Raw genomic sequence first — 23984 nt, 5'->3', positions numbered from 1 at the left:
CTCTACCCATGAACTTCGACGGCATCTTCACTCCGGCCATTACTCCGCTGCAGAGCAATGGCGAGATCGACCATGGTGCGTTTGCGGAGGTTCTCGAATACCTGATCGAGGCCAAGGTGCACGGCATTGTCATCGGCGGCTCTACGGGTGAGTACTACGCCCATACCAGCGAAGAGCGTATCGCGTTGATCACCCGTGCTCGCGAAGTGATCGGCAACCGCTTGCCGCTGGTAATTGGCACAGGCGCCATTCGCACCGAGGATTCCGTGCTCTTCGCCGAGGTGGCCAAGTCCCAAAAGGCCGACGCCATCCTCGTCGGAACGCCGCCCTATGCACTGCCGACTCAGCAGGAAATCGCCGAACACGTGCTCACCGTGGACAAAGCCGCTGGCCTGCCGATCATGCTCTACAACTATCCCGGCCGTATGAACGTGGCTATGCAGCCGCAATTCTTCGACGCCGTAGCTGCATGCAAGAACATTCAGGCGATCAAGGAAAGTTCGGGTGATATGGCGAGCCTGCATCACCTCGCGGTTCATCGACCCAACCTGCAGATTTCCTGCGGTTGGGACGACCAGGCGTTGGAGTTCTTCGCCTGGGGCGCCCGTAGCTGGGTGTGCGCCGGCTCCAACTTCGTGCCACGCGAGCACGTCGCGCTCTATGAGGCGTGCGTGATCGAAAAGGACTTCGACAAGGGCCGCCGCATCATGGCAGCGATGCTGCCGCTGATGGACTTCCTGGAGGGCGGCAAGTTCGTCCAGTCGATCAAGCATGGTTGCGAAATCAGCGGCCTTCGCGCTGGTGGTGTACGGACTCCGCTCAAGGATATGAGCAGCGAGGAAAAAACCGAACTGGAGCGCGTCGTGGCCGCGCTGAAGAAAAACGTATCGCTGATCACTCAGGAGGCCTGACATGACCGAGTTGCTCACCAAACAAGCTTATGCAGACATCGCTGCCAAGCTGAACGTCCGTACCCAGGCCTTCATCGGCGGTGAGTTCCGTGATGCGCTGTCGGGCGAAACCTTCATCACCACCAACCCGGCAACCGACGAACTGTTGGCCAACATCGCAGCCTGTAACGCCGAGGATGTCGACGTCGCTGTTGCAGCCGCTCGCGAGGCGTTCGACGATGGTCGCTGGCGACTGCTTTCGCCCGGTGCACGTAAAAGCATCCTTCTGCGTTTCGCTCAACTGCTCGAAGATAACGCTCACGAGCTGGCCGTGTTGGAAAGCCTGGACAGTGGCAAGCCTATTCAGGAATGCCAGAACGTCGACCTGCCGGAAACCGTCAATACCCTGCGCTGGCACGCCGAGTTGATCGACAAGATCTACGACAGCACCGCGCCGGTTGGCTCGGCAGCCATGGCCATGGTCGTGCGTGAGCCGGTCGGTGTGGTTGGCCTGGTGCTGCCCTGGAACTTCCCGCTGCTGATGCTGGCCTGGAAGATCAGCCCGTCGCTGGCCGCTGGCTGTTCCATCGTCGTCAAACCGGCTGAAGAAACCACACTCACTGCCTTGCGCGTCGCCGAGCTAGCCCACCAAGCGGGGGTTCCTGCAGGTGTGTTCAACGTGGTCACCGGTGGCGGCCGTGAAGTCGGTGAGCCCATTGGTCGCCACAACGATGTCGCCATGGTCAGCTTCACCGGCTCCACTGAAACTGGCCGCCTGTTCCTCAAGTACGCCGCTGAATCCAACCTCAAACAGGTCGTGCTTGAGTGTGGTGGCAAGAACCCGGCAGTCGTCATGAACGATGTCGAGGATATCGACCAGGTCGCCCAGTTCATCGTCAATGGCGCATTCTGGAACATGGGCGAGAACTGCTCTGCCTCATCCCGCCTGATCGTCCACGCCGAGGTCAGGGATGCGTTGCTGGAACGCATTGGTGTACACATCCAGAGCTGGAAGATGGGTGACCCGCTGGATCCGGAAAATCGCCTCGGTGCGATGGTCAGCAAGGCGCACTTCGAGAAGGTTCGCTCCTATCTCGACCAGGCGCATAGCGACAAACTGGACATCGTTTATGGCGGGCAGACGGAGAAGAACATCTTCGTTCAGCCGACCGTGGTCAACGACGTGGATCGTCAAAGTCGCCTGTTCCGCGAGGAAATCTTCGGCCCTGTGCTGTCGGTGACCACCTTCACGGATATCGACGAAGCCATCGACCTGGCCAACGACACCGTCTACGGTCTGGCAGCATCGGCCTATACCGGCAGCCTGCGCAACGCGCTGCGCCTGTCACGGGAAATCCGTGCCGGCATCGTCACGGTCAACTGTTTCGGTGAGGGTGACGCATCAACGCCGTTCGGTGGCTACAAGGAATCCGGCTTCGGTGGGCGCGACAAATCGATCTGGGCGCATGACCAGTACACCGAGCTGAAAACCATCTGGATCGATGCGTCGTAGCACGCTCATTCGGCCCAGCGCGGAGCGATCAGGGCATCCAGCATTTGAGTAGTGCTGGATGTCTTGCTCAAGGAGAGTAGAGCAGTATTAAGCCGTGCAAATACTGCAACTCCATCACCAACCCAACAGCTCAAGAGCCCATAGCGTCCCCATGCCCGCCACGAGCGTCAGCGTGGTATTGCGTACCTTCCAGGCTATCAAGGTGGCCACGATGGCGGCCGGAATCTGCGGGCTGCTCCATACCACTTCGCTTTGTCCGCCGGGGTATACCACCGCCGGTAAAACCAGCGCGGCCAGCACGCTGGCAGGAACGAACTGCAAGGCCTGGCTGAGAATTGCCGGAATCCTGATCTGGCCATAGAGCTCGAGAAAGGAAAGTCGTATGGCGAAGGTTCCGAGGCCGACAGCCAGGAACAGCCCCCACAGGAACAAATCGCTCATGGGGCTTCTCGATCGGCATTGCTGACGCTCGTGTCATCCGCCGTTTGCTGGCGCGTCTTGCTGATCAGCAGACCCGCACCGATCCCGGCTATCGATGCAGTCAGCAGGCCCAGGTTATACGGCATGTTGACTGCCCATACCGCGACCACGCCTGCGACCACAGCAGCGCCAAGGCTTGCCGAATTGCGGATTGCCGGAACCAGCAGAGCCAGAAACGAAAGGGGGATCGCGAAGCTCAGCGACCAGGTATCGGGAATGCTGGTGCCCAGAAAGATGCCGGCCATGACCGAGAGCTGCCAGGACAACCACATGGTCAGCGCCGTACCGACGTAGAAGAAGTGAGCAAAGCGCCCCAGTTCGCCAGATGACAGTTTGAGAATACAGGTGGCGTACGACTGGTCGGACAGCATGTAAGACAGAGGCCATGTCCAGCGACGAGGCAGGTGATGCAGGTAGGGCGCGAGCGATGCGCTGTACATCAGAAAGCGCAAATTGATGATCAACGCAGTGAATATGATCGCCACTGGCAAGACATCGTCTTGCATCAACTGCAGCGCGACCATCTGTGCGGAGCCGGAATAGAACAGCAACGTCATGCCCATCGCCATGCCCGGTGTCATGCCGACTCCGATGGCCATGACACCTGCCAGAAGCCCGAATGGAACCACGCCCGGAGTCAATGGAATGAGCGCACGGACACCTGCCCAAAAAGCGTCTGCTCTTGTTCGGTAGGGCATGCTGGCTCCTCCAAAGTAAAACTCTCCCCCGGCTAAAGATACATGCGGGGCGCCGCTGTCGAACTATTTCAGTTCATACGAGACTCTATTGCTGGTTGCTTTGCCGATGCCACGTCACCCACTACTTAGTAACGATTGAGGTACGCATCTCTAGAGATGAGCCAAGGTATTCCGGCAAATGCGAGCGTTAGGCTAGATGCTCTTGATCTCGCTTGCCCGATCATGTGCCCACTAGAGATTTTCACGACCAACGAGATCCGACTTCCAATGGCCTCATTGCGACACTGAGGCTGCACTATATTTGCGAGGGCCTGTATCTGCAGGCCATCAGGTGGCGCCTTTTTCGCGAATCGGCTCGTCGAACAGGTCTCCCGGCAAACTGGTACGCAGTTCAGCATCACCTTGTGTTGGGGTTCCCTGTCGCTATGTCGGCCGGTGCCGCGGCTGGGCACGATTCTTCCGCTCGTATCAGTGCTCTCGCCACACGCTCGGCTACACCGCATTTCTGGTTAGGACGCTAACCGAACCCGGGTTGATCGTGATGGCGGATACCGCATCTCACTTGAACGAGATCGCCCATTTGACCCTCAAAATCTGGCTAGCGACATCTCGGTATCGTTAGCCCGACTATCAAGCAGTACCACTACCGCGAGTAATCATCGCCAACAATAATCATAAGGAAACTTCCCACATGCTCTCTTTGAAGGACATCATCACTGGCCTCGGCGCGGCCACATTGAGTCTAGGTATGGCTGCCAATGCAGTAGCCGAAAAACCTGAACTTTCATTTGGTTTCGTCAACGGTTGGGATGACAGCGTGGCCACGACCCATGTCGTGACCCAGATCATCCACGAAAAGCTTGGCTATCCGGTAAAACTGCAGCCGGCAGAGCCGGCCATAATGTGGCAGGGCGTAGCCAGAGGGGATCTGGATGTGCTTCTTTCTGCCTGGCTACCGGCGACCCATGGCGACTACTACGAGAAATTCAAAGACAAGGTTGAGATTCTTGGCACCAATTACGAAGGTGCCCGGATAGGCTTGGTGGTACCAGACTACATGGATGCCAAAAGCATCGAGGATCTCAACGGCATCAAGTCCGAGCTCAACGGGCAAATAACCGGAATCGACGCTGGCGCGGGCATCATGCGTCGGACTGAAGATGCGTTGAAGCAATACGAGCTCGATTACAGAGTGATGCCGAGCTCAGGTCCGGCTATGACTATCGCGCTATCCAGAGCCATTCGCGCAGAAAAGCCAATCGTGGTGACGGGATGGGTTCCCCACTGGATGTTTGCAAAGTGGAAGCTGCACTTTCTAGATGATCCAAAGAAAGTCTTCGGAGATGCTGAACGCGTTGATACCGTCATCAATCCTACCGTGAATGAGAAGGCTCCTGAGGTAGTGGCGCTCTTGAAACGATTCACCTGGACTTCCGATGAGGTTGGCGCAGTGATGCTCGCCATTAACGAGGGCGCCAAGCCAGAGGTTGCCGCAAGGGATTGGATCGCCAAGAACCCGGAAAGAGTGGCTGAATGGCTAAAATAGTCGGCTAGAGCTCGGATACAGAGCGGCCATGCTCGGCTTTCCCGTGGTCGCTCTTGAAGCATATCTCCTCGCGCCCCGATCGTTTTGACGACCCGGGGCCTGGGCGTAACCCAACATCTGACGTTCGACTTCACGACAGATTTAAACCACCCCCTCAAACCGACCTGGTTTCTGATCATTGCGGCCAGAATTTCGAGGGTCGTGACGCCATTGTCCGGGCGATACACCCGTCGCTGCCTGAGCGCGATATTGATGCCGTATCCCGTTTTTCGGCTGCGCTCGCGATGGAATGACCTGCTTCGAGAATGAGCTTGGCCCGATATATACCGGCCTGTCGCTGAAAGAGACTGCTCAGTAATAAGCGGTAGAGAATTGCTGTTCCGGCCAATCCCTGGCCAGAACAGCACGCTCTAGATTCTTATGGGGTGACGGTCGAGTAAAGCGGGAATGCGCCAGTCAGCAGAGCGCCAACAAGTAGCGCCATACACGCAAGAATCGCCCATTTGAGAGTGAAGCGCTGATGGTCACCCAGATCTACTTTGGCCAGTGCGACCAGGAGATATAGTGACGGCACCAGTGGACTCAAAAGATGTACCGGCTGACCAACCACCGATGCCCTTGCGATCTCAACAGTGGTGAAGCCGTAATTTGCAGCAGTCTGTGCGAGGACGGGCAAAATTCCAAAGTAGAACGCGTCATTGGACATGAAGAATGTGAATGGCAGGCTGACAAGAGCTGTGAATACCCCTAAGTAAGGGCCGAAGCTTTCAGGAATAACAACCAGTAAGCTGTTGGCCATCGCGTCTACCATTCCGGTTCCTTGCAGGATCCCGGTGAAAATACCGGCAGCGAAAATCACGCATGTAACTGCAAGTACATTTGAAGCGTGGCTACCAATTCGCTCCTTCTGCTCCTCAATTCGCGGGTAATTGAGCATCAAGCCGATGCCAAAGGCGACCATGAATAGAACCTGAAGCGGCATCAGTCCGACAACAAGGCAGACAAGCAGAGCTGTGGTAAGAATAAGGTTTGGCCAAAACATGCGTGGGCGCCGTGCAGCTTCACACTCCTCAGCATTCCCATTACCCAGAGCCAGGTTTTCACCAAAGCCCGTAACATCAATGACGCCAAGCCGCTTGCGCTCGCGCTGACCTATAAGGAACGCGGTAAATATAAGCGTTAAACACGCCAGTCCCATGGCCGGCAGCATCGGTAGAAAGATATCCATCGCATCCACATGCAGCGCAGCTGCCGCTCGCGCAGTCGGCCCACCCCACGGCGAAATATTCATGATGCCGCTTGCGATATTGACGATGCACGTAAGCCCTAGAACGCTCATCCCCAGCTTCTGATAAAGCGGCAGGAACGCAGCAATGGCAATCATGTACGTGGTTGAGCTGTCCCCGTCCAGTGACACCAGTAGTGTGAGCACAGCAGTGCCCACACTCACCCGCAAGGGATCTCCTTTAACCAAACGCAAGATGAAGCGAACCAACGGATCAAAGAGACCAGCATCGATCATGATCCCGAAATAGAGGATCGAGAAAGTCAACATCACACCAGTCGGGGCGAGTGTCTTGATGCCATCCAGCATCATGCCTCCGAGCCCGTTATAGAACCCACCGATCACTGCGAAGACAATTGGAATCAGCATCAGCGCAATCAGCGCAGTCATGCGCTTGGTCATGATCAGATACATGAAGCAGGTAACCATGGAGAAACCGAGAACCGTCAACACAGCATTACTCCTCTATTCACGCCACAGCGGCATTTTGGCGGCGTAGGGGTACGCCACCTCAAAGTAGGCACAGTGATTAATGTGGGAGGGTTGGCCGGCGCGGCTCTTGTGCAACTCGCGGGGTCTTACTGGAGGGATTGGTACTCATCATTTCAAGCCTCATTTTTATCTTTATTGGACGCTTTTCGTCTCAGTTTTGCTTATTAGCATCTAAAAGCGCACTGATTTCGACTTATGAGGCTACGATACTGAGCTTGTTGACCATAAAACGCAATTGCGTAAAATGATTTTCATCACCTGATTCCTTGCCGCAGATGCCGCAAGGAGACAGCCAGCAAGTTCAGAACGTGCTGATGGCTAGCCCACTGAAGAGTTTCCACGGTATCGCCGATGCATAAGCCAACTAAATCCCAACCTTCAGGTTCAGCTGAATGACGCTAACCCAGCTGCAGAAACGCATAGCTCGCGAAATACTGGATTACGTGCGTTCCCGCCGCCTACCTGCCGGCCACCACTTGGTGGAACTGCACCTTTCAAGGCTGCTCAATGTCTCCCGAACGCCTGTTAAGGCCGCGTTGGTACATCTGGCTGAGTGTGGAATTCTGAGGCATGAACACAATCGTGGTTTTTTCCTGGCACGCGCTGCAGAAGCACTGCAGGAACTCATCCTGGAATTTTCTGCAAAGGACGAAGATTCGGTTTACCAGAGGCTGGTAGCGCTAAAGCTTGACCAACAGCTCCCTGAACACGTTACCGAGATTGCCTTGATGCGAGAGCTCAACGAATCCCGCAGCAGCCTCAGAGCCGCATTGTTTCGCATGCAAAAGGAAGGTTGGGCAGTGTTACGAAAAGGGCAGGGCTGGAGCATCCTGCCAATAATCGACTCACTGGCGGCCTATGAGGAGAGCTACTTTTATCGCCTGTCCATTGAAACGGCAGGGCTGCGCAGCTCGACGTTTACTGCCGATCCTTGTGAGCTGAAAGCTTGCAGAGATCAGCAGCAGTACATTGCCGACGGCGGATACTTGAGCATGACTCCGTGGGAGATTTTCGAAGCCAATTCAATGTTCCATGAAACGCTTGCGAAGCTTTCCGGCAACAGGTTTGCCTTGCAGTCCCTTAGACGGATCAATGCGTTACGTGCGATTGTGGAATCCCGCCTGAATCTCTCTCGCAAGCATTGGCATGGCCAAGTTTTAGAGCACCTTGAAATTCTGGATTGTGTCGAGCGAGGCGATCTTGAAGCGGCAGCGGAGCGAATGCACGCGCATCTAGACGGGGCAAGAAGGTGCAAGGCAAAGTCGGGGCTGTTTGCGCGGGTGTATCCACGATCCGAGAGCAAGGCTACAACGTTATCTAGCAAGTGATGCGCGGCTTCGACGTTGGCCAAGATCTCTGACGAGCCGCATGCATATTGGAAGGCCTCGCTCGACTAACTGCTCGCCTTATAGAGCAGGCGCTATAAATACTGGCTAGAGGTCACTAGGCGTAGCAATGTCGACAGGATAGCTTTCACTCACCTCGGCGCGCTTACATCGGTCTGGCCGGTTGCGAGTAAGGCACCCCGTATAAAACCGCTTTCAAGCCGCTTGCTCAAAAATGTCTGGATATAGGCTGCGGCTTGCTTATGCTGCTTAGGCACCGCCATCGCCTGACGAATCGCCGTGAATCCGCCTTCCAGAACCCGGTAACCCGTATTGCTGGCTGCGAACAGCTCAAGGGGCTGCCGTACCCCCGCTGCCGCATCAAGGGCATCAGAAATGAACAGATCAACTGCCCCCGAGGAGGTTGATGCTCTTTCTAGTGTCGCCTTCTGCAGTGTTCGACTTAGGTACAAGTCATAGGCAGCCCCTTGCCCCACGGCAATCCTGATTCCATCATTATCCAAGTGATCACAATGAGTGTAGGGCGAGTCATCCTTGACCAGGTAAGTGCCTTCAATGATTACGTAGGGCTCGCTGAAATCGATTTGCTCCGCTCGAACGGGTTCTATTGCAAGAAACGCAATTGACCATACGCCATCTTGCATCGCCGCAAAGACCTTTCCCGCGGCGTCGAAAGAAATCAGCTCAAGCTCAACCTGCAGTTCGCTCGCCAGCTCTTTGGCAAGAGAAACGGATACGCCATGTGGCGAACCGTCGTGCCCGGGTTGCGCCAAGACCGGATTTCCAAAGTTGATCGCTGCTCGCAGTACTCCTTCTGGAGCAAGCTCGCCTTTCACGATATGCAGTAACTCATTCATGTCATCGTCCCGTTCTTCGACAAAAGCCCATCAAGTGATGGGCTGTAAATGATCGTGAGGTCAGTGACGCAAGGCTCTTACGACATGACTTTGCGCTGGCTATTTGCAACCTTGCTGGCCGGCGCGAGCAGGCTATCAAGGACGTAGGGCAGAATCCCACCGTTTTGGAAGTAGGTGGCTTCGATCGCAGTATCGATTCGAGCAAGAAGTACGACCTCTTCTTTGGTGCCGTCCTTACGTGTGATGCTCAGCACGACGTCCTGCCCAGGTTCGACGCCATCATCGATTCCGAGTAGATCAAAATGCTCCGAGCCGTCGAGACCAAGTGCTTGCGCGTCGTGACCATTCTTAAACTGCAGCGGCAGCACACCCAGCCCTGCCAAATTGTTGCGGTGAATACGCTCAAAACTTTTGGCTATCACGGCCCGGACGCCAAGTAGGCGCGTGCCTTTGGCAGCCCAATCACGGCTCGACCCAGTGCCGTACTCATCACCCGCAAAAATTAGAACAGGCGTCTCTTTTTCCAGGTAATGGCGAGATGCCTCGAACAGGCCTACGCGCTCACCAGTGGGCTGCAGCAGCGTATAGGGCCCCTCGTCAGCCGAGCCATCAGCTTTCAACGGCAACATCTGATTCTTCAGACGGACGTTGGCAAAAGTCCCTCTGACCATGACTTCAAAGTGGCCGCGTCGAGCGCCATAGGTGTTGAAGTCTTTCTGATCAACACCATGCTCCATGAGCCAGCGTCCTGCGCTTGAACCTGCGGAGATCGAGCCTGCAGGGCTTATGTGGTCGGTGGTGATAGAGTCGCCAAGGATCGCCAGCGCGCGAGCATTCTTGATCGGCTTGGCAGCGATACTCGTATCGAAGAAGTCCGGTTCTGCCGCGTAGGTAGAAGCAGGCCAGTCATACACATTTCCAGTCGCGCTCGTGATGCCGTTCCACAGATCGTGATCGCGCGTGAGGTCGGCGTACCACTCCTGATACAGCTTGGGGTTGCCTGCTTTTACGCTGAGCGCCTTTATCTCGTCGTTGCTCGGCCAGACGTCTGCGAGCATTACTGGCTCGCCATCTTTACCGTGGCCCAACGGAACCCTGGTGAGATCCACACGAGTGCTTCCCGCCAACGCGAACGCCACCACAAGCGGTGGGCTGGCTAGGAAATTTGCACGTAGATTGGCGTGGATACGAGCTTCGAAATTCCGGTTTCCGGATAGCACCGCACTGCAAACCAGATCTTCGCCAACGACCACCTTCTCCAACGCCGGCTCCAGTGGACCGATGTTGCCGACGCATGCACCGCAACCGTAGGCAGCGATTCCAAAACCCAACTCGTTCAACGGGGCGATCAGTCCAGCATCTTGCAGATAGGCGGAGACTACGCGTGAGCCCGGGGTAAAAAGCGTCTTCACCCACGGCTTGGCTCGCAAGCCGTGCCGCAGCGCATTACGAGCTAATAATCCTGCCGCGATAAGCAGCTCCGGGTTGGAGGTATTCGTACAGGACGTGATTGCCGCGACCAGCACATCGCCGTGGCCAACCTCGTAGTCGGCCTTACTGCCATCGACCGAGCGGGTGCTTACCGGAAAACGCTGCTCCAGTTGCTCTTCATTCTTGGCATATCCACCGCTCTTGGCATCCTGCAGCATGACCTCGTCAAAACGGCAGCCGAGGGCGGCAAGATCCACCCTATCCTGAGGACGCTTGGGGCCGGAAACACAAGGAACAATCTGGTCGAGATCGATCGTGATCACCTGGGAATAATCGATGCTTCCGCTTGCAGGCAACCCGAACAGTCCCTGAGCAGTGAAGTACCGGCGTATGAGCTTGACCTGATCGTCACTGCGACCAGTGTGGGCGTAGTAATCAAGAGTCTTCTCATCGACCGGAAAGAAGCCGGTGGTAGCACCGTACTCAGGTGCCATATTGGCGATTGTTGCGCGGTCGGTCGCACTAAGCGACCTCGCCCCCTCGCCGAAGAACTCCACCAATTTGCCAACGACCTTAGCAGCCCGGAGTGTTTGAGTTATCTGCAGGACGGCATCAGTAGCCGTAACTCCTGGGCGCAGCTCTCCCGTCAAGTCTACCCCCACGACGTCGGGCATCAGCATATAAACCGGCTGGCCCAACATGCCAGCTTCTGCCTCGATGCCGCCTACCCCCCAACCGAGGACCCCGATTCCGTTGATCATGGTTGTGTGGCTATCAGTCCCGACCAGGGTATCTGGATAAACCACACCGTCCTTCTCGATAACGCCCTGTGCCAAGTACTCGAGATTGATCTGATGGCAGATCCCGATTCCCGGCGGGATCACCTTGAATGTATCGAAGGCTTGCATTCCCCACTTCATCAACTCGTAGCGTTCACGATTGCGCTGGAACTCAATCTCCATGTTCTTACGCAGGGCGTTAGGCTCATTGGAGAATTCAGTCTGAACGGAGTGATCAACCACCATGTGCACGGGCACTAGCGGCTCGATCAATTTCGGATCGGCACCTCGCTTGCTAGCCTGACTGCGCATGGCGGCCAGATCCGTCAGCAGGGGAATGCCGGTAAAATCTTGCAGCAGCACACGTCCTACCACAAAAGGGATCTCTCGCTCGCGCTTGGCATTGGGCCGCCAGCTAGCGAGATCTTGAACATGGCTCGTCAGAACTTTGCTGCCGTCGCAATTACGCAGCACTGATTCCAGAAGAATTCGAATGACGACCGGGAGCCGAGAAATCGCAGGATAGCCTGCAGACTCCAACGCATCCAATGAGTGGTAGGACAGGGCTCTTCCATCCTCTGCCTCTAAGGTACGAAGACTGTCGAAGTACTTGGAATCGGTCATTATTATCATTCTCGATGTGCTAATCAGGGGGTACGTAGTGGTCTGCCGCTTACCCAGGCATGCGCGCGATAACGCCTTGGGAGTGAGACGAACGCGCTGAACGCATTGAGACAGAGCCTCAATGGCACGCTAGATGGGTACTAACCACTGCACTTGCTTGTGGCTGAGATGAGGTGCGCCGTTTACAACTTGATAATCCGACGCCATACAAATCACAGATTGCGTATTTATTTTATAAAGCGCAATCAGACTATTTCGATTGAATTGTGTTTGTCAACACGCATGCGCACTGCGGCCTGTCAACGCAACTCGGCACGATGCGGCCATCACGAACAAGAAACGCGCTTAGCTGACGTTACTTGAGCCATTAGCCGAGTGATGACAGTCGCTCCCGGCAAAATGAAGGTGCTCGGCGCAGTAGATGCAGATGATCCACTGGCTACGTCAGGAGCTTTCAGCGCACAGCCGATGAGCGGCTGCACGAGTAGATCGGAGCTTAAACGGGTCATCCTGACGCTGGATGATCGCTCTTAATGGGATGTTCGAAGACTTTGGAAACGGCCTTCTTGCGCCTTGCATCCTCGATGTGTTGGCGCATCAAACTCGCTGCGTAGAGATTATCGCCCTGACTGATCGCATCGAGAATGTGGATGTGCTCCTGCGCAAGCTCTTGACGGGGAAGCTCGTGTCGGGCCTGACGGTACTCAACTAACCTGCGCATTTGATCGAGGCGACGAAGAGTTTGCAGCGAGAATCGGTTACCTGACCATTTGGCAATCGTTTCATGAAGGCGTGCATTTGACTCAAACCGATCAATGCTGGTCATCGTCTTGTAGCCACCGTTCAAGATGCTCATTTGCTCCTGGCGCAGCATCTGGAGCTCTTCGAGATCAGGGCGAAATTTAGGGCTTAGAATGCCCGCCGGCTCAATGGCAATTCGCAGGCTGTACATGTCGTCGTAGGCTTCGAGCGAGTCGATCATTGGTAGGAAGCGCCAACCGTAGCCCACTTCCTTCTCGACCCAGCCTTCACTTTGTGCCCGGCCAAGCGCCTTACTCACCTCACTGCGCGTAGCGTTGAGCAATCGCACCAAATCGGCCTCGGTGACCGAGTCCGGTAGAAGACCATCGAAGCGAGCTTCTGCCAGTCGCAAATACATCGGGTCATCGCCTTCTCCGAGGAGGTCTAGCACCTCGCTTGGCAATGAGTCGATCTCTCCTTCCAGGTGATATCCGCGATTGCGGTCATAGCGCATGAAGCCAACACCTACGAGGCACTCCAGCGCGATCTTCACCGGTGATCGAGATGTGCCAATGAGCTTGGCGAGCGTCCATTCAGGCAGATGGGCGCCAGGGGCGAGCTGCTCGCGGCGTACGTAGCTAATTATCTCGCGAAGCGCCTTTCGCTGGCTGTTGGTCAAGTCAGTGGTCATGCGTTTTTCTTTTTAAGATTCAGTCAGATCGCTCAAATATACACATCCCTGCCCATGTTGCATCCAGCCTGCAAATTGGCGTCCGTTAAAAAATATGAGACAATTGCGCTTTAGTATCAATAAGCGCAATTTAGATTGAGGGTGGTGTCATGTCACAGAAGTCATTCAAAGCTCATTACATGCGCGGCGGTACCAGCAAAGGGGTCTTTTTTTGCGATGACGCTTTGCCCAAAGATCAGGCCCTCCGAGATCGGATCCTACTTAGGGTGGTGGGCAGCCCTGATGAGTATGGACAGCAGATAGACGGAACTGGCGGTGCCACTTCTAGCACTAGCAAAGTTGTAATCATCGCTCGATCTGAGCGAGACGACTGTGATGTCGACTATCGCTTTGGCCAGGTCGCCATTGATCGTCCCGTCATCGACTGGTCTGGAAACTGTGGAAATCTCACTTCCGCAGTCGGGCCTTTCGCTATTAGTCAGGGCCTTGTCGATGCCCCTGCGGATGGCATCGCAATTGTCCGTATCTGGCAGGCGAATATCGGTGCTCGGATCATCGCTCATGTTCCTATGCGTGATGGGCAGGTAATCGAAGAAGGTCGCTTTGAGCTGGATGGTGTTGCGTTCCCGTCTGCCGAGATCAAGCTCGAGTTTATTGATCCTAGCGGTGGCGATGATGGCGACGGCGGTAGCATGTTTCCGACCGGAAGCCCGGTCGACACCCTTGAGGTTCCTGGGGTCGGTGAGGTCAAGCTGACACTGATTAATGCAGGCAATCCGGCAATCTTCATTCAGGCCGAGGCTCTGGGTCTGCGAGGCAATGAGCTCCAAGCGGAGATCAATCAAAACGTAGATTTGCTAGCTAGTGTTGAGGCGATTCGTTCTCACGCGGCCGTGCGCATGGGGCTGGCCAAGTCCGCAGAAGAAGCGACTCGCAATCGTCCCCACACACCTAAGCTTGCGTTCATTTCCTCGCCTATTGCTTATGTTGCCGCAGGCGGTAAGTCGATCAATCCTGATGACCTTGATCTCAATGTTCGAATCTTTTCGATGGGCAAACTCCACCACGCTATGACGGGTACCGGTGCGGTAGCTATTGCAGTCGCCGCGATGATCCCTGGAACCATCGTCAATCAGCTGGTACCTGATGCAAGCGGGCGTCAAATACGGTTTGGTCACCCATCTGGAAGTTTGGCTGTCGGGGCAGAGGCTCGTGAGGTGAATGGAAAGTGGGTTGTGTCCAAAGCGGTAATGAGCCGATCTGCTCGCCGAATCATGACGGGTGATGTGTGGGTTCCAGCAGACGTATGCTCCCTCTAAAGCAATTCATTAATGCCTGAAGCGAATCCTATTGCTTATAGGATCCGCTATTTTCTCTGGCATGGCAGACAAGCGTTGCTTTGTGCATGAAACGTTCATGTGGGTGCTTGCTCAGGCTGTATGAGGCTTACCCTGTTTGACATCCACTCTGGTTGCCAGCAATGACTACTTGGGTAGCAGCAGTCCATCGATGATCCGAGTGACCAAGAGTATTTTCTGATTGCTATAGATAAGGCGGCACCCATGGCCGGGTGCCGCAAGGCCTAGCTCATCGCAGCGCACTACAGCTTCAGTCGGAAGGTGCCGAAACACCAGTGATCTCATCTCGCTTGGTCGCTCCCTCGATGAGGCCGGTCTTGTGCAGCTGGTTGATGAAATGATCCAACCATTTCGGAGCACGAATCCCCCTGGATGACGGCAATCCTATCGCGCGTCTGATTTCCATAAATGAAGGTTCAAACAGCCGTAGTTCGGTAGGCGTCTTCAGGTCTGCCTGCAGCTGCTGCCTGATTGGCAGCGCGTTTACAGCAGGAGCGCAGGTGCTATCAGGCTGAGTAACTTGGAAAGCGCCTCTTTTTGTCCTTAGCCGAATCCACGGTGCAATGCCGATAGCGTCCTGCCTGGGTTCGCAATCTAGTCATCAAGCGCTAGGAGCGCTGCCGCTTCAAAAACAGGGCGTCCACTCACCTGAGGTGGCTGAGCGATCATAATGGCTATTGCTGTTATGGCATATCAAACGCATATTCGAGCAGGTGGCGCTTCCCAGCCTTGAAAATCGCTCCTGTGATTGCGGTATGCGTTTAATATAAAAACCCTTAAAAATCAAAAGCATGAATATTTTAGATTCGTCGAATAGATGTTGGTGCGACAGGTTTGTGGGGTTAGAGATACGCCTTGGTTGCGTTTGCGCGTTGACAAGCTCAATTTTACAGGCGTAGCCTAATGGCGTTTCTGCTGCAAAATAAACAATCTCGAGAGACCGCCTGTTTTCGAGTTTGCCTGGAACGGTAAATCAGCTTCTTTCTGTCTGGGGCACGGTGAGATCGCACGTGTGGAGCGCGTGTGCAGGTAGGGACGCCAGGCGTGCCAACGGGTTGTCCTGATAGAGCGCCATGAGCATTTGGAATAGCACTGGTTTTGCAACGCACTGCGCCGAGCGACTAACTCATCCAGGGTGGCTGTAAGCCGAGATAACAGCATGTCTGAGCCTGTGCGCTGAAGACGAATGCAGTTGGCGAAGGCTGCCGCAGATCGACTGCGCTAAGTCGACCGAGACTGGGCCCATGGCCGCAGTTTTCAAATAAGTCTAAAAATAGAGAGGAAACACCATGCGCACTGACGCAAGCGTGGCTGACATCGAGAAGGCTACGATCAAGAAGATGACCATCCGGCTCATTCCCTTCCTGATGCTCTGCTACTTCATCGCTTACATCGACCGAGTCAACATCGGCTTCGCAGCCCTTACGATGAATGACGACATCGGCTTGACCGCCACCATGTTTGGTTTTGGTGCAACTCTATTTTTCGTTGCTTACGTGCTCTTCGAAATGCCCAGCAACGTGGCGATGGAAAAATTCGGTGCCCGTCGCTGGATTGCCCGAATCATGATCACCTGGGGCATTGTTGGTTTTTGTACTGCTTTCATCACTGGCCCCATCTCTTTCGGCATCGCTCGTTTCCTTTTGGGGGCGGCAGAAGCGGGCTTCTTTCCTGGTGTCATCCTTTACCTCACCACTTGGTTCCCAAAAGCCTACATGGCTCGGATCGTCGCCGTGTTCATGGTAGCTGTACCGCTGTCTAACTTCATCGGCTCGCCGCTTTCCGCTTTGCTTCTGAAGATGGATGGGATTTTGGATTTCAGAGGTTGGCAGTGGTTGTTGATGCTTGAAGCGGCCCCAGCGGTGATCCTCGGGATCTTGGTGTTATTCATTCTTCCAAGTAACAGCAAAGAGGCCCGCTGGCTGACTCAGGAGCAGAAAGATTGGCTCGCCAATAAGCTGGAAGAAGAACGCAAGGAGCGTGAGGTCAAAGGCGATGGTAAGAAAGCCAAGCACGGCATGGGTAAGATCTGGGCGGCAATGACCAATAAGTACGTACTATTGCTTTCCGTCATCTACATGAGCATCTCGGCAACCAGTAATACCCTTTCTCTTTGGATGCCTCAGATTCTCAAAAGCTTTGGTCTCACAGAGATGGAAACTGGCTTGCTGAACATGATTCCTTTTGGGATCGGTGCGGTTTTCATGATCTATTGGGCAATTCGTGCCGACAAGATCGGTGATCGTATGTATAGCACTGCCATACCACTGGCGATCACGGGCCTGAGCTTCGCGGCTACCTTGCTGACCGATTCGCTCACCGTAACGCTGATTCTGCTCTCTATGGTGCTCATCAGTAACTTCGCGTTGAAAGGGCCTTTCTGGGCTCTCACTTCGGAAACACTGTCGCCAGCAGTTTTGGCAGTCGGAATTGCAGCCGTTAACACTCTGGGCCACATCGGAACGGGGACTCTGAATTACTTTGTCGGTGTTATTCGGCACCACACCAACAGCTTCCCACTCGCACTGTTGCCGCTGGCCTGTATGTGCTTCGTAGGGGTTATTCTGGTGTTCTTTATCGGGCATCGAAATGCTCGTGAGCTGCGAAAAGCTGAAGCGACTTTAGCTCAAGGCTAAGCTGCAGAGAGGGCCGAGCCTACTGAGGTGTGTCTCGGCCCTTCTTGGATGATCTGCATATAAAAAGCTCGTCACAATTTTTTGCGTGAGTTGCTGCAGCAGCACCTTCGTAGAAGATCCGAAAGTAGCCGATCGCGGCTTTACTAGTTTTAATCGCAGGTGCATTCGCCCCGCTAGTCGACCTCACATTACTTTAGACATGAGAGGTTGTACCCAGCCCATGAAATATTGAGGATTTGAGTAGAATGGCCAAGGCCGCTGATGTCGTTGTTCAATGCCTGGAAAACGAAGGCGTCGAGTATGTGTTCGGAATACCAGGGGAGGAGAACCTCGACCTGCTGGAGTCGCTACGCAAATCCGAAATCAAGTTAGTGCTCACCCGGCATGAACAGTCAGCAGGGTTCATGGCGGCAACTTATGGGCGGCTCACTGGCAAGACTGGTGTAAGTCTGTCGACCCTTGGCCCTGGCGCCACCAATCTTGTCACGGCGGGTGCCTATGCCTACCTAGGCGGTATGCCGATGCTGATGATCACCGGCCAGAAGCCGATCAAGAAGTCCAAGCAGGGCCGCTTCCAGATCATCGACGTCTGCGGGATGATGGATCCCATCACTAAGTACACCCATCAATTCGCTTCCGCTGACAACATTCCGGCTCGCATGCGTGAAGCTTTCCGCCTCGCTGAGGAAGAAAAGCCTGGCGCTGTGCACTTAGAGCTACCGGAGGATATCGCTGCCGAACAAACCGAAAGCTTGCCGATTCCACCAAGCCTGCATCGCCGTCCGCTCGCCGAGCACAAAGCTATTGATGCAGCAGTCAGCAAGCTGAAGGCCGCGCGTAATCCGATCCTGGTACTCGGTGCCGGCGCCAATCGCAAGATGACCGCTAAGGTTCTCAAGCAGTTGATTGACAAAATCGGTATCCCTTTCATCACGACCCAACTAGGCAAGGGTGTGGTTGATGAGCGTCACCCGCGCTTCTTGGGCAACGCTGCGTTGTCGTCCGGTGACTTCGTGCATCGTGCCGTGGAGGCAGCCGACCTAATCATCAATATCGGTCACGACGTAATCGAAAAACCGCCGTTCTTCATGGTGCATGGCGGTACCGAGGTCATTCACATCAGCTTCCGATCCGCCGAAGTCGACGCCGTCTACTTCCCGCAGATTGAGGTGATCGGTGATATCGCCAATACCATCTGGCAGATCGGTGAGGCCCTAGATACCGCTGACATTGAACACTGGGATTTCACCCGCCTGCTGAACATCCGCGAGGCCAATGAGGTTCAGATCATCGAAGGCGCTGACGACAGCCGTTTTCCGGTCTACCCGCAGCGTATCGTCGCAGATGTTCGTAGCGCACTTCCTTCCGACGGCATCGTCGCCCTTGATAACGGCATCTACAAGATTTGGTTCGCCCGTAACTACAAAGCGCACAGGCCCAACACAGTGCTGCTCGACAACGCTCTGGCAACCATGGGCGCAGGCCTCCCATCGGCCATGGCCGCCCACCTGGTTTATCCCGACCGGCCGGTTGTCGCCGTCTGCGGTGACGGTGGTTTCATGATGAACAGCCAGGAGCTGGAAACCGCCGTACGACTCGGCATGCATGTCACGGTGGTGATCTTGCGTGACGATGGCTACGGCATGATTCGCTGGAAGCAGGCCAACATGGGCTTTACCGATTTCGGTCTGGATTACGGTAATCCGGACTTCGTCAAATACGCCGAAGCCTATGGTGCCAATGGGCACCGAGTTGAAAGTGCCGAAGGCTTCCTTCCGCTGCTGAAACACTGCATCAGCACCCCGGGCGTTCACGTAATTGACTGCCCTGTGGACTACTCCGAGAATGACAGGATTCTAAACACTGAGCTTCGCACGCGTAGCGCACAGGTCTGACCAGTTTCTTTGTGATGGCCCTTCGGGGCCGCTTTCAAGTCTGAATTATTCTGAGACCTCACCATGCAACTGAAAGACGCTCAACTGTTCCGCCAGCAGGCTTTCGTCAACGGTGCCTGGGCTGATGCCGACAGCGGCCAGACCATCAAGGTGACCAACCCGGCCACGGGTGACGTGATCGGCACCGTGCCGAAGATGGGTGCGGCCGAGACCCGCCGCGCCATCGAAGCGGCCGACAAGGCGCTGCCGGCCTGGCGTGCGCTGACCGCCAAGGAGCGTTCCGCCAAGCTGCGTCGCTGGTATGAGCTGATGCTGGAGAACCAGGAAGACCTGGCTCGCCTGATGACCATCGAGCAGGGCAAGCCGCTGGCCGAGGCCAAGGGCGAAATCGCCTACGCGGCGTCCTTCATCGAGTGGTTCGCCGAAGAAGCCAAGCGCATCTATGGCGACACCATTCCGGGTCACCAGGCCGACAAGCGCCTGATCGTCATCAAGCAGCCGATCGGCGTTACCGCGGCCATCACGCCGTGGAACTTCCCGGCTGCGATGATCACCCGCAAGGCTGGCCCTGCGCTGGCTGCTGGTTGCACCATGGTGCTCAAGCCGGCTTCGCAGACGCCGTACTCCGCTCTGGCTCTGGCCGAGCTGGCCACCCGTGCCGGTATCCCGGCTGGCGTGTTCAGCGTGGTGACCGGTAGCGCTGGCGATATCGGCAGCGAGCTGACCGGCAACCCGATCGTGCGCAAGCTGTCGTTCACTGGCTCCACCGAAATCGGTCGCCAGCTGATGGCCGAGTGCGCCAAGGACATCAAGAAAGTGTCGCTGGAGCTGGGTGGTAATGCGCCCTTCATCGTGTTCGACGATGCTGACCTGGACAAGGCCATCGAAGGCGCGATCATCTCCAAGTACCGCAATAACGGTCAGACCTGCGTGTGTGCCAACCGCATCTATGTGCAGGACGGCGTCTACGATGCCTTCGCCGAGAAGCTCAAGGTAGCGGTCGAGAAGCTGAAGATCGGCAACGGTCTGGAAGAGGGCACCACCACCGGTCCGCTGATCGACGAGAAGGCCGTGGCCAAGGTCAAGGAGCACATCGAGGACGCCGTTTCCAAAGGCGCCAAGATCCTCTCCGGCGGCAAGACGCACGCCCTCGGCGGTACCTTCTTCGAGCCGACCATTCTGGCCGACGTACCGAAGAACGCGCTGGTCTCCAAGGACGAAACCTTCGGCCCGCTGGCGCCGCTGTTCCGCTTCAAGGACGAAGCCGAAGTGATCGCCATGGCCAACGACACCGAGTTCGGTCTGGCTTCCTACTTCTACGCCCGTGACCTGAGCCGCGTGTTCCGTGTGGCTGAGGCGCTGGAATACGGTATGGTCGGCATCAACACCGGCCTGATCTCCAATGAAGTGGCGCCGTTCGGCGGCATCAAGGCCTCGGGCCTGGGCCGTGAAGGCTCCAAGTACGGCATCGAGGATTATCTGGAAATCAAATACCTCTGCCTGAGCATCTAGGCGCTCGCACGGTTGCTGTCCACATTACCAGCCGTGACTTCAGGGGGGAGCGTTTTGCCACGCGCCAAGCACTTTTGAATACCTGGCGGAAGCGACGGCTTTGGTGACCAGTAGGAACGACTACATGGCAGGTTGGCTGCGCACGGTCGAACAAGCGCTCTAGTGCTGATGCGAGGGCGCCCAGAGCGGATCAGCAGGCCGCGCTAGGTTGAATAGGCGATTCGATTCAGGTAGGAGTTGCCGATTGGTCAGGGCGCGAGTTTCTTGCGGAGGTTCGATGGTCGTGGCGCCATTGTCCGGGCGCTACACCAGTCGCTGCCTTGAAGGCACGGCTGAGCGCGATATCGGTGCCGTATCCCGTCTTTTCGGCAGCGACCGCGATGGAATGGCCTGCTGCAAGAATGAGCTTGGCCCGATAGATACGCCACGTTGCGATATAGCTCAGCGGCGGCACGCCGACAACCGACTTGAACAGGGCGGCGAAACTGGAGCGTGACATTCCGGCGTCGCGGGCGAGTTGCTCCAGCGTCCAGCGGTGCGCCAGATCGGCGTGGATGCGGTTCAGGGTCTGTGCCAGTTGGCGATGGGTCAGCCCGGCTAGCCAACCCTCGTGCATATTGCCCTCAGAGCTGGCCCAGGTGCGGATTGCCTGGATGAACAGAACGTCGAGCAGCCGACCGACAACGTAGGAGCCCCCGAGCGAGGCCTGCGCTTCCTCGGTGCCGATCTGTTCGAGTATGGACACCATCCGCCCGGCGTCTGACTCCGGCATCGCGATATGTACTACGTCAGGCAAGAGTGCCGATAGCGGCTCGCCGGCAGCGTGGTCAAAAGTGAACAAGGTCGAAAAGAACTCACACGCTTCACCATCCCCACCGAACGAGACTTTCTGGCCTGTCACGTGGTCAGCGATCTGCCAGCAGGGCACGGCGACGCGCTCCGGTGCATCGCCCAATATGCCCATGACTCCCTGCTTGATGATGAGGCAATCGCCTTGCTGAACCACGACCGGCGGGTGACCGATATGGGTAAACCAGCAGTTGCCCTTCGCGACGACGACAAGACGCGCCTGAGCTCCGCTGTCGAACGAGATCGCCCATGGCGCCTGGGCGTGTAGCCGGACGAAGAGCGAGCTTTCGAGCTGCATGGCGCTGAGCACGGAGTCGAATGGATGCATGACGATCTCGGACGATAGGTTATGAATTAAAGACTCCATGTAATGGATGATCCGGTCAAGCTCCGAGATACTTTTCCCACCAACATGGGGATACGTATGAAGATCTATCGTTTGCAGAAAATCGGCTCGATCAATGGCCTGGCTTTATGTGAGGAGCCCACGCCGCAGCCCGGCCCTGGAGAAGTGCTGATAAATATCAAGGCAACCTCGCTCAACTTCCGCGACCTCTCGATCATCAGCGGTCAGTCGCCGTTCCCTCTCGAAGAAGGGCGTGTGCAGTTGTCTGATGCAGCCGGGATCGTCGAGGCAGTCGGTACGGGTGTAACCCGCTTCGCGGTCGGCGACCGGGTGGTGAACAACTTCATGCCTGGCTGGCATTCAGGGTCGTTTCGCGAGTTCACACCGCAATATGGCACGCAGCTCGATGGCTGGATGGCCGAATATCGCGCTGTCGACCAGAACGAGTTGGTCGCTATTCCCGATTCGATCAGTTTCGAAGATGCAGCGACACTGCCATGTGCTGCAGTCACCGGTTGGAACGCCGTTGCCGGTGTCGGGCCGCAGCACAGCGTGCTGACCCAGGGCTCCGGTGGCGTATCACTATTTGCGCTGCAATTCGCCAAGGCGCGTGGCGCCAAAGTGATCGCGACGACCTCTTCGGCTGAGAAGGCGCAGCGGCTACTGGCATTGGGTGCCGACCATGTCATCAATTACGCCGAAAACCCCAACTGGGGCGAGCAGGCGAAAGCGCTTACCGATGGGCGTGGTGTTGATCGCGTCGTCGAGGTCGGTGGCCCCGGCACTTTCGCTCAGTCGCTCAAGGCGGTCGCGCTCAGCGGCCAGGTATCGATGGTCGGTGTGCTGGCCCAGGGCGAGATGCCCAGTTACCTCGAGATGTTCCTCACCTTCGCGCGGTTCCAGACGATCGTGACGGGCAACCGCCAGGATCTGCAGGATGTGATCGCGGCCGTGGCGCAGAACCGTATCCGCCCGGTGATAGACAGCCGCTTCAGCTTCGACGACGGCAAGGCCGCGTTCGAGCATTTCGGCAAGCGCAATCTGTTCGGCAAGGTCGTCATCACCAACGAACGCTGAGACCGAGCTTCCCAAGCTTTCAATAGCGCGCAGCAAGGCGGGTATCGACGCGTCGGTGCTGCGCGTTTATCGCGCTTTTCTCATTACATGGAGCATGCAACATGGCAAAACTGACGGGTAAAGTCGCGGTGATCACCGGTGGCGGAAGCGGCATCGGTCTGGCCTCCGCGAAGCTGTTCGCGGAGGAGGGGGCACAGGTTGTCATCGTTGGCCGCAGCAAAGCCGCCCTTGAGGCGGCCGCGGTTGAGATCGGTGAGCGTGCCGTGGCCATCGTTGCGGACGTTTCCGATCTGGCTGCGCTCGATGCGCTGTATGCCGAAGTTGGCAAGCGCTTTGGCAGGGTCGACGTGCTGTTCGCCAATGCGGGCGTGAACAATCTCGCGCCATTCGAAGCGGTCACCCCGGAAGACTTCGACAGGCAGTTCAACGCCAATGTCCGTGGGCTTTTCTTCTCCGTACAAAAGGCGCTGCCGCTACTCAGCGAGGGTGCATCGGTGATCCTCAACGCCTCGGTGGCACATAAGAAGGGCAGCCCGCTTCATTCGGTGTACGCCGCCACGAAAGCGGCGACCCGTTCGTTTGCCCGAAGCTGGACGACCGATCTCAAGCACCGCAAGATCCGCGTCAACTCGATCAGCCCCGGCCTGGTCGAAACGCCTATTTTCGGTAAGCTTGGCGTTCCAGCCGAGGCCATTGAGCAAGCACTGCCGACGCTACTCGAGGCGATGCCCATGGGCAGGGTAGGGCGGGTGGAAGAGGCCGCAACCGTTGCGTTGTTTCTGGCCAGCGATGACAGCTCTTTCGTGACTGGAATCGATCTACCTGTCGACGGTGGCCTTGGGCAGGTATAAGGCCATGCTGGATAGGGTTCGAAACGGCAGCCGCGAGTAGTCGAGGCTCGTTTCGGCGGGTGCGGTCAACCAACAGGGTGAGTGGCG

The 23984-nt window shown here is 56.3% G+C and carries 17 protein-coding genes and 1 pseudogene; 10 read left to right on the top strand and 8 right to left on the bottom strand.

The annotated features are described in order from the left end of the window. The first annotated feature begins 8 nt into the window (after positions 1-8). Positions 9-911: a dihydrodipicolinate synthase family protein gene (locus FHR27_RS14000; protein WP_042553958.1), complete on the top strand. Its 903-nt coding sequence runs from the start codon at positions 9-11 to the stop codon at positions 909-911. 1 nt (position 912) lies between these two features. Further along, on the top strand, positions 913-2403 hold the full coding sequence (locus FHR27_RS13995) for an aldehyde dehydrogenase (RefSeq protein WP_179538857.1): 1491 nt from the start codon (positions 913-915) through the stop codon (positions 2401-2403). A 114-nt stretch (positions 2404-2517) separates the two neighbouring features. On the opposite strand, the gene FHR27_RS13990 is transcribed toward FHR27_RS13995, so the two are convergent. Both FHR27_RS13990 and FHR27_RS13985 read right to left on the bottom strand, forming a co-directional pair. Continuing rightward, positions 2518-2844 (bottom strand): AzlD domain-containing protein, encoded by a 327-nt coding sequence (locus tag FHR27_RS13990; protein ID WP_179538856.1) that lies wholly within the window; start codon positions 2842-2844, stop codon positions 2518-2520. Then, positions 2841-3581, bottom strand: a complete 741-nt coding sequence (locus tag FHR27_RS13985; RefSeq protein WP_179538855.1) for an AzlC family ABC transporter permease — start codon at positions 3579-3581, stop codon at positions 2841-2843. Before FHR27_RS13985 ends, FHR27_RS13990 begins: the two co-directional genes overlap by 4 nt. Before the next feature lie 691 nt (positions 3582-4272). Here FHR27_RS13985 and FHR27_RS13980 point away from each other — a divergent pair. Further along, positions 4273-5127 carry a glycine betaine ABC transporter substrate-binding protein gene (locus FHR27_RS13980; RefSeq protein WP_042553962.1) on the top strand — a complete coding sequence of 285 codons (855 nt, stop codon included), beginning with the start codon at positions 4273-4275 and terminating at the stop codon, positions 5125-5127. 418 nt (positions 5128-5545) lie between these two features. On the opposite strand, the gene FHR27_RS13975 is transcribed toward FHR27_RS13980, so the two are convergent. Continuing rightward, the gene (locus FHR27_RS13975; RefSeq protein WP_042553963.1) at positions 5546-6865 is read right to left on the bottom strand and encodes a CitMHS family transporter; all 1320 of its coding nucleotides are present in this window, start codon (positions 6863-6865) and stop codon (positions 5546-5548) included. A 431-nt stretch (positions 6866-7296) separates the two neighbouring features. Between FHR27_RS13975 and FHR27_RS13970 the strand changes: the two genes are divergently transcribed. Next, a complete protein-coding gene (locus tag FHR27_RS13970; RefSeq protein WP_042553964.1) occupies positions 7297-8232 on the top strand; it encodes a GntR family transcriptional regulator in 936 nt (311 codons plus the stop codon). Between the two features lie 149 nt (positions 8233-8381). Here FHR27_RS13970 and FHR27_RS13965 read toward each other — a convergent pair whose 3' ends face one another. The 3 genes from FHR27_RS13965 to FHR27_RS13955 all read right to left on the bottom strand — a co-directional run bounded on the left by FHR27_RS13965 (position 8382) and on the right by FHR27_RS13955 (position 13373). Continuing rightward, entirely contained in the window at positions 8382-9107 is a 726-nt protein-coding gene (locus FHR27_RS13965) for an ABC transporter substrate-binding protein (protein ID WP_042553965.1), read from the bottom strand. A gap of 77 nt (positions 9108-9184) precedes the next feature. Further along, entirely contained in the window at positions 9185-11941 is a 2757-nt protein-coding gene (acnA, locus tag FHR27_RS13960; RefSeq protein WP_218878483.1) for an aconitate hydratase AcnA, read from the bottom strand. Between the two features lie 505 nt (positions 11942-12446). After that, positions 12447-13373 carry a GntR family transcriptional regulator gene (locus FHR27_RS13955; protein ID WP_042553967.1) on the bottom strand — a complete coding sequence of 309 codons (927 nt, stop codon included), beginning with the start codon at positions 13371-13373 and terminating at the stop codon, positions 12447-12449. 149 nt (positions 13374-13522) lie between these two features. On the opposite strand from FHR27_RS13955, the gene prpF reads away from it, so the two are divergent. The 4 genes from prpF (at position 13523) to gabD (ending at position 20774) form a co-directional block, all read left to right on the top strand. Beyond that, positions 13523-14692, top strand: coding sequence for a 2-methylaconitate cis-trans isomerase PrpF (gene prpF / locus FHR27_RS13950; protein WP_042553968.1), 1170 nt, complete (start codon positions 13523-13525; stop codon positions 14690-14692). A 1328-nt stretch (positions 14693-16020) separates the two neighbouring features. Then, complete coding sequence (locus tag FHR27_RS13945) at positions 16021-17367, top strand: MFS transporter (protein WP_042553969.1); 1347 nt, start codon at positions 16021-16023, stop codon at positions 17365-17367. Positions 17368-17612: 245 nt separating this feature from the next. Beyond that, positions 17613-19262, top strand: coding sequence for an acetolactate synthase large subunit (locus FHR27_RS13940; RefSeq protein ID WP_042553970.1), 1650 nt, complete (start codon positions 17613-17615; stop codon positions 19260-19262). A gap of 63 nt (positions 19263-19325) precedes the next feature. Further along, positions 19326-20774: an NADP-dependent succinate-semialdehyde dehydrogenase gene (gabD, locus tag FHR27_RS13935; protein WP_179538853.1), complete on the top strand. Its 1449-nt coding sequence runs from the start codon at positions 19326-19328 to the stop codon at positions 20772-20774. A 35-nt stretch (positions 20775-20809) separates the two neighbouring features. On the opposite strand, the pseudogene FHR27_RS27455 reads toward gabD, so the two are convergent. Continuing rightward, positions 20810-20893 (bottom strand): annotated as a pseudogene (locus tag FHR27_RS27455) (anti-virulence regulator CigR family protein); the annotation flags it as partial. 107 nt (positions 20894-21000) lie between these two features. Further along, positions 21001-21990 carry an AraC family transcriptional regulator gene (locus tag FHR27_RS13930; protein WP_197077027.1) on the bottom strand — a complete coding sequence of 330 codons (990 nt, stop codon included), beginning with the start codon at positions 21988-21990 and terminating at the stop codon, positions 21001-21003. 3 nt (positions 21991-21993) lie between these two features. On the opposite strand from FHR27_RS13930, the gene FHR27_RS13925 reads away from it, so the two are divergent. Next, a complete protein-coding gene (locus tag FHR27_RS13925) occupies positions 21994-23046 on the top strand; it encodes a zinc-dependent alcohol dehydrogenase family protein (RefSeq protein WP_257026901.1) in 1053 nt (350 codons plus the stop codon). 101 nt (positions 23047-23147) lie between these two features. Continuing rightward, on the top strand, positions 23148-23897 hold the full coding sequence (locus FHR27_RS13920; protein WP_179538852.1) for an SDR family oxidoreductase: 750 nt from the start codon (positions 23148-23150) through the stop codon (positions 23895-23897). Positions 23898-23984: the final 87 nt, after the last annotated feature.

Source organism: Pseudomonas flavescens (assembly GCF_013408425.1).
In the GTDB taxonomy this organism is placed as follows: Bacteria; Pseudomonadota; Gammaproteobacteria; order Pseudomonadales; family Pseudomonadaceae; genus Aquipseudomonas; species Aquipseudomonas fulva_A.
The sequence above is the reverse complement of the archived record's forward strand: the minus strand, read 5'-3'. Positions and strand labels throughout refer to the sequence as shown.

What these genes read in the sequence shown, in the direction of transcription:
- gabD (WP_179538853.1), top strand. Translation starts at nt 19,326, where the DNA reads ATGCAACTGAAAGACGCTCAACTGTTCCGCCAGCAGGCTTTCGTCAAC.
- FHR27_RS13965 (WP_042553965.1), bottom strand. Translation starts at nt 9,107, where the DNA reads ATGAATGAGTTACTGCATATCGTGAAAGGCGAGCTTGCTCCAGAAGGA.
- FHR27_RS13940 (WP_042553970.1), top strand. Translation starts at nt 17,613, where the DNA reads ATGGCCAAGGCCGCTGATGTCGTTGTTCAATGCCTGGAAAACGAAGGC.
- FHR27_RS13980 (WP_042553962.1), top strand. Translation starts at nt 4,273, where the DNA reads ATGCTCTCTTTGAAGGACATCATCACTGGCCTCGGCGCGGCCACATTG.
- FHR27_RS14000 (WP_042553958.1), top strand. Translation starts at nt 9, where the DNA reads ATGAACTTCGACGGCATCTTCACTCCGGCCATTACTCCGCTGCAGAGC.
- FHR27_RS13990 (WP_179538856.1), bottom strand. Translation starts at nt 2,844, where the DNA reads ATGAGCGATTTGTTCCTGTGGGGGCTGTTCCTGGCTGTCGGCCTCGGA.
- FHR27_RS13930 (WP_197077027.1), bottom strand. Translation starts at nt 21,990, where the DNA reads ATGGAGTCTTTAATTCATAACCTATCGTCCGAGATCGTCATGCATCCA.
- FHR27_RS13920 (WP_179538852.1), top strand. Translation starts at nt 23,148, where the DNA reads ATGGCAAAACTGACGGGTAAAGTCGCGGTGATCACCGGTGGCGGAAGC.
- FHR27_RS13925 (WP_257026901.1), top strand. Translation starts at nt 21,994, where the DNA reads ATGGATGATCCGGTCAAGCTCCGAGATACTTTTCCCACCAACATGGGG.
- prpF (WP_042553968.1), top strand. Translation starts at nt 13,523, where the DNA reads ATGTCACAGAAGTCATTCAAAGCTCATTACATGCGCGGCGGTACCAGC.
- FHR27_RS13985 (WP_179538855.1), bottom strand. Translation starts at nt 3,581, where the DNA reads ATGCCCTACCGAACAAGAGCAGACGCTTTTTGGGCAGGTGTCCGTGCG.
- FHR27_RS13995 (WP_179538857.1), top strand. Translation starts at nt 913, where the DNA reads ATGACCGAGTTGCTCACCAAACAAGCTTATGCAGACATCGCTGCCAAG.
- acnA (WP_218878483.1), bottom strand. Translation starts at nt 11,941, where the DNA reads ATGACCGATTCCAAGTACTTCGACAGTCTTCGTACCTTAGAGGCAGAG.
- FHR27_RS13945 (WP_042553969.1), top strand. Translation starts at nt 16,021, where the DNA reads ATGCGCACTGACGCAAGCGTGGCTGACATCGAGAAGGCTACGATCAAG.
- FHR27_RS13955 (WP_042553967.1), bottom strand. Translation starts at nt 13,373, where the DNA reads ATGACCACTGACTTGACCAACAGCCAGCGAAAGGCGCTTCGCGAGATA.
- FHR27_RS13970 (WP_042553964.1), top strand. Translation starts at nt 7,297, where the DNA reads ATGACGCTAACCCAGCTGCAGAAACGCATAGCTCGCGAAATACTGGAT.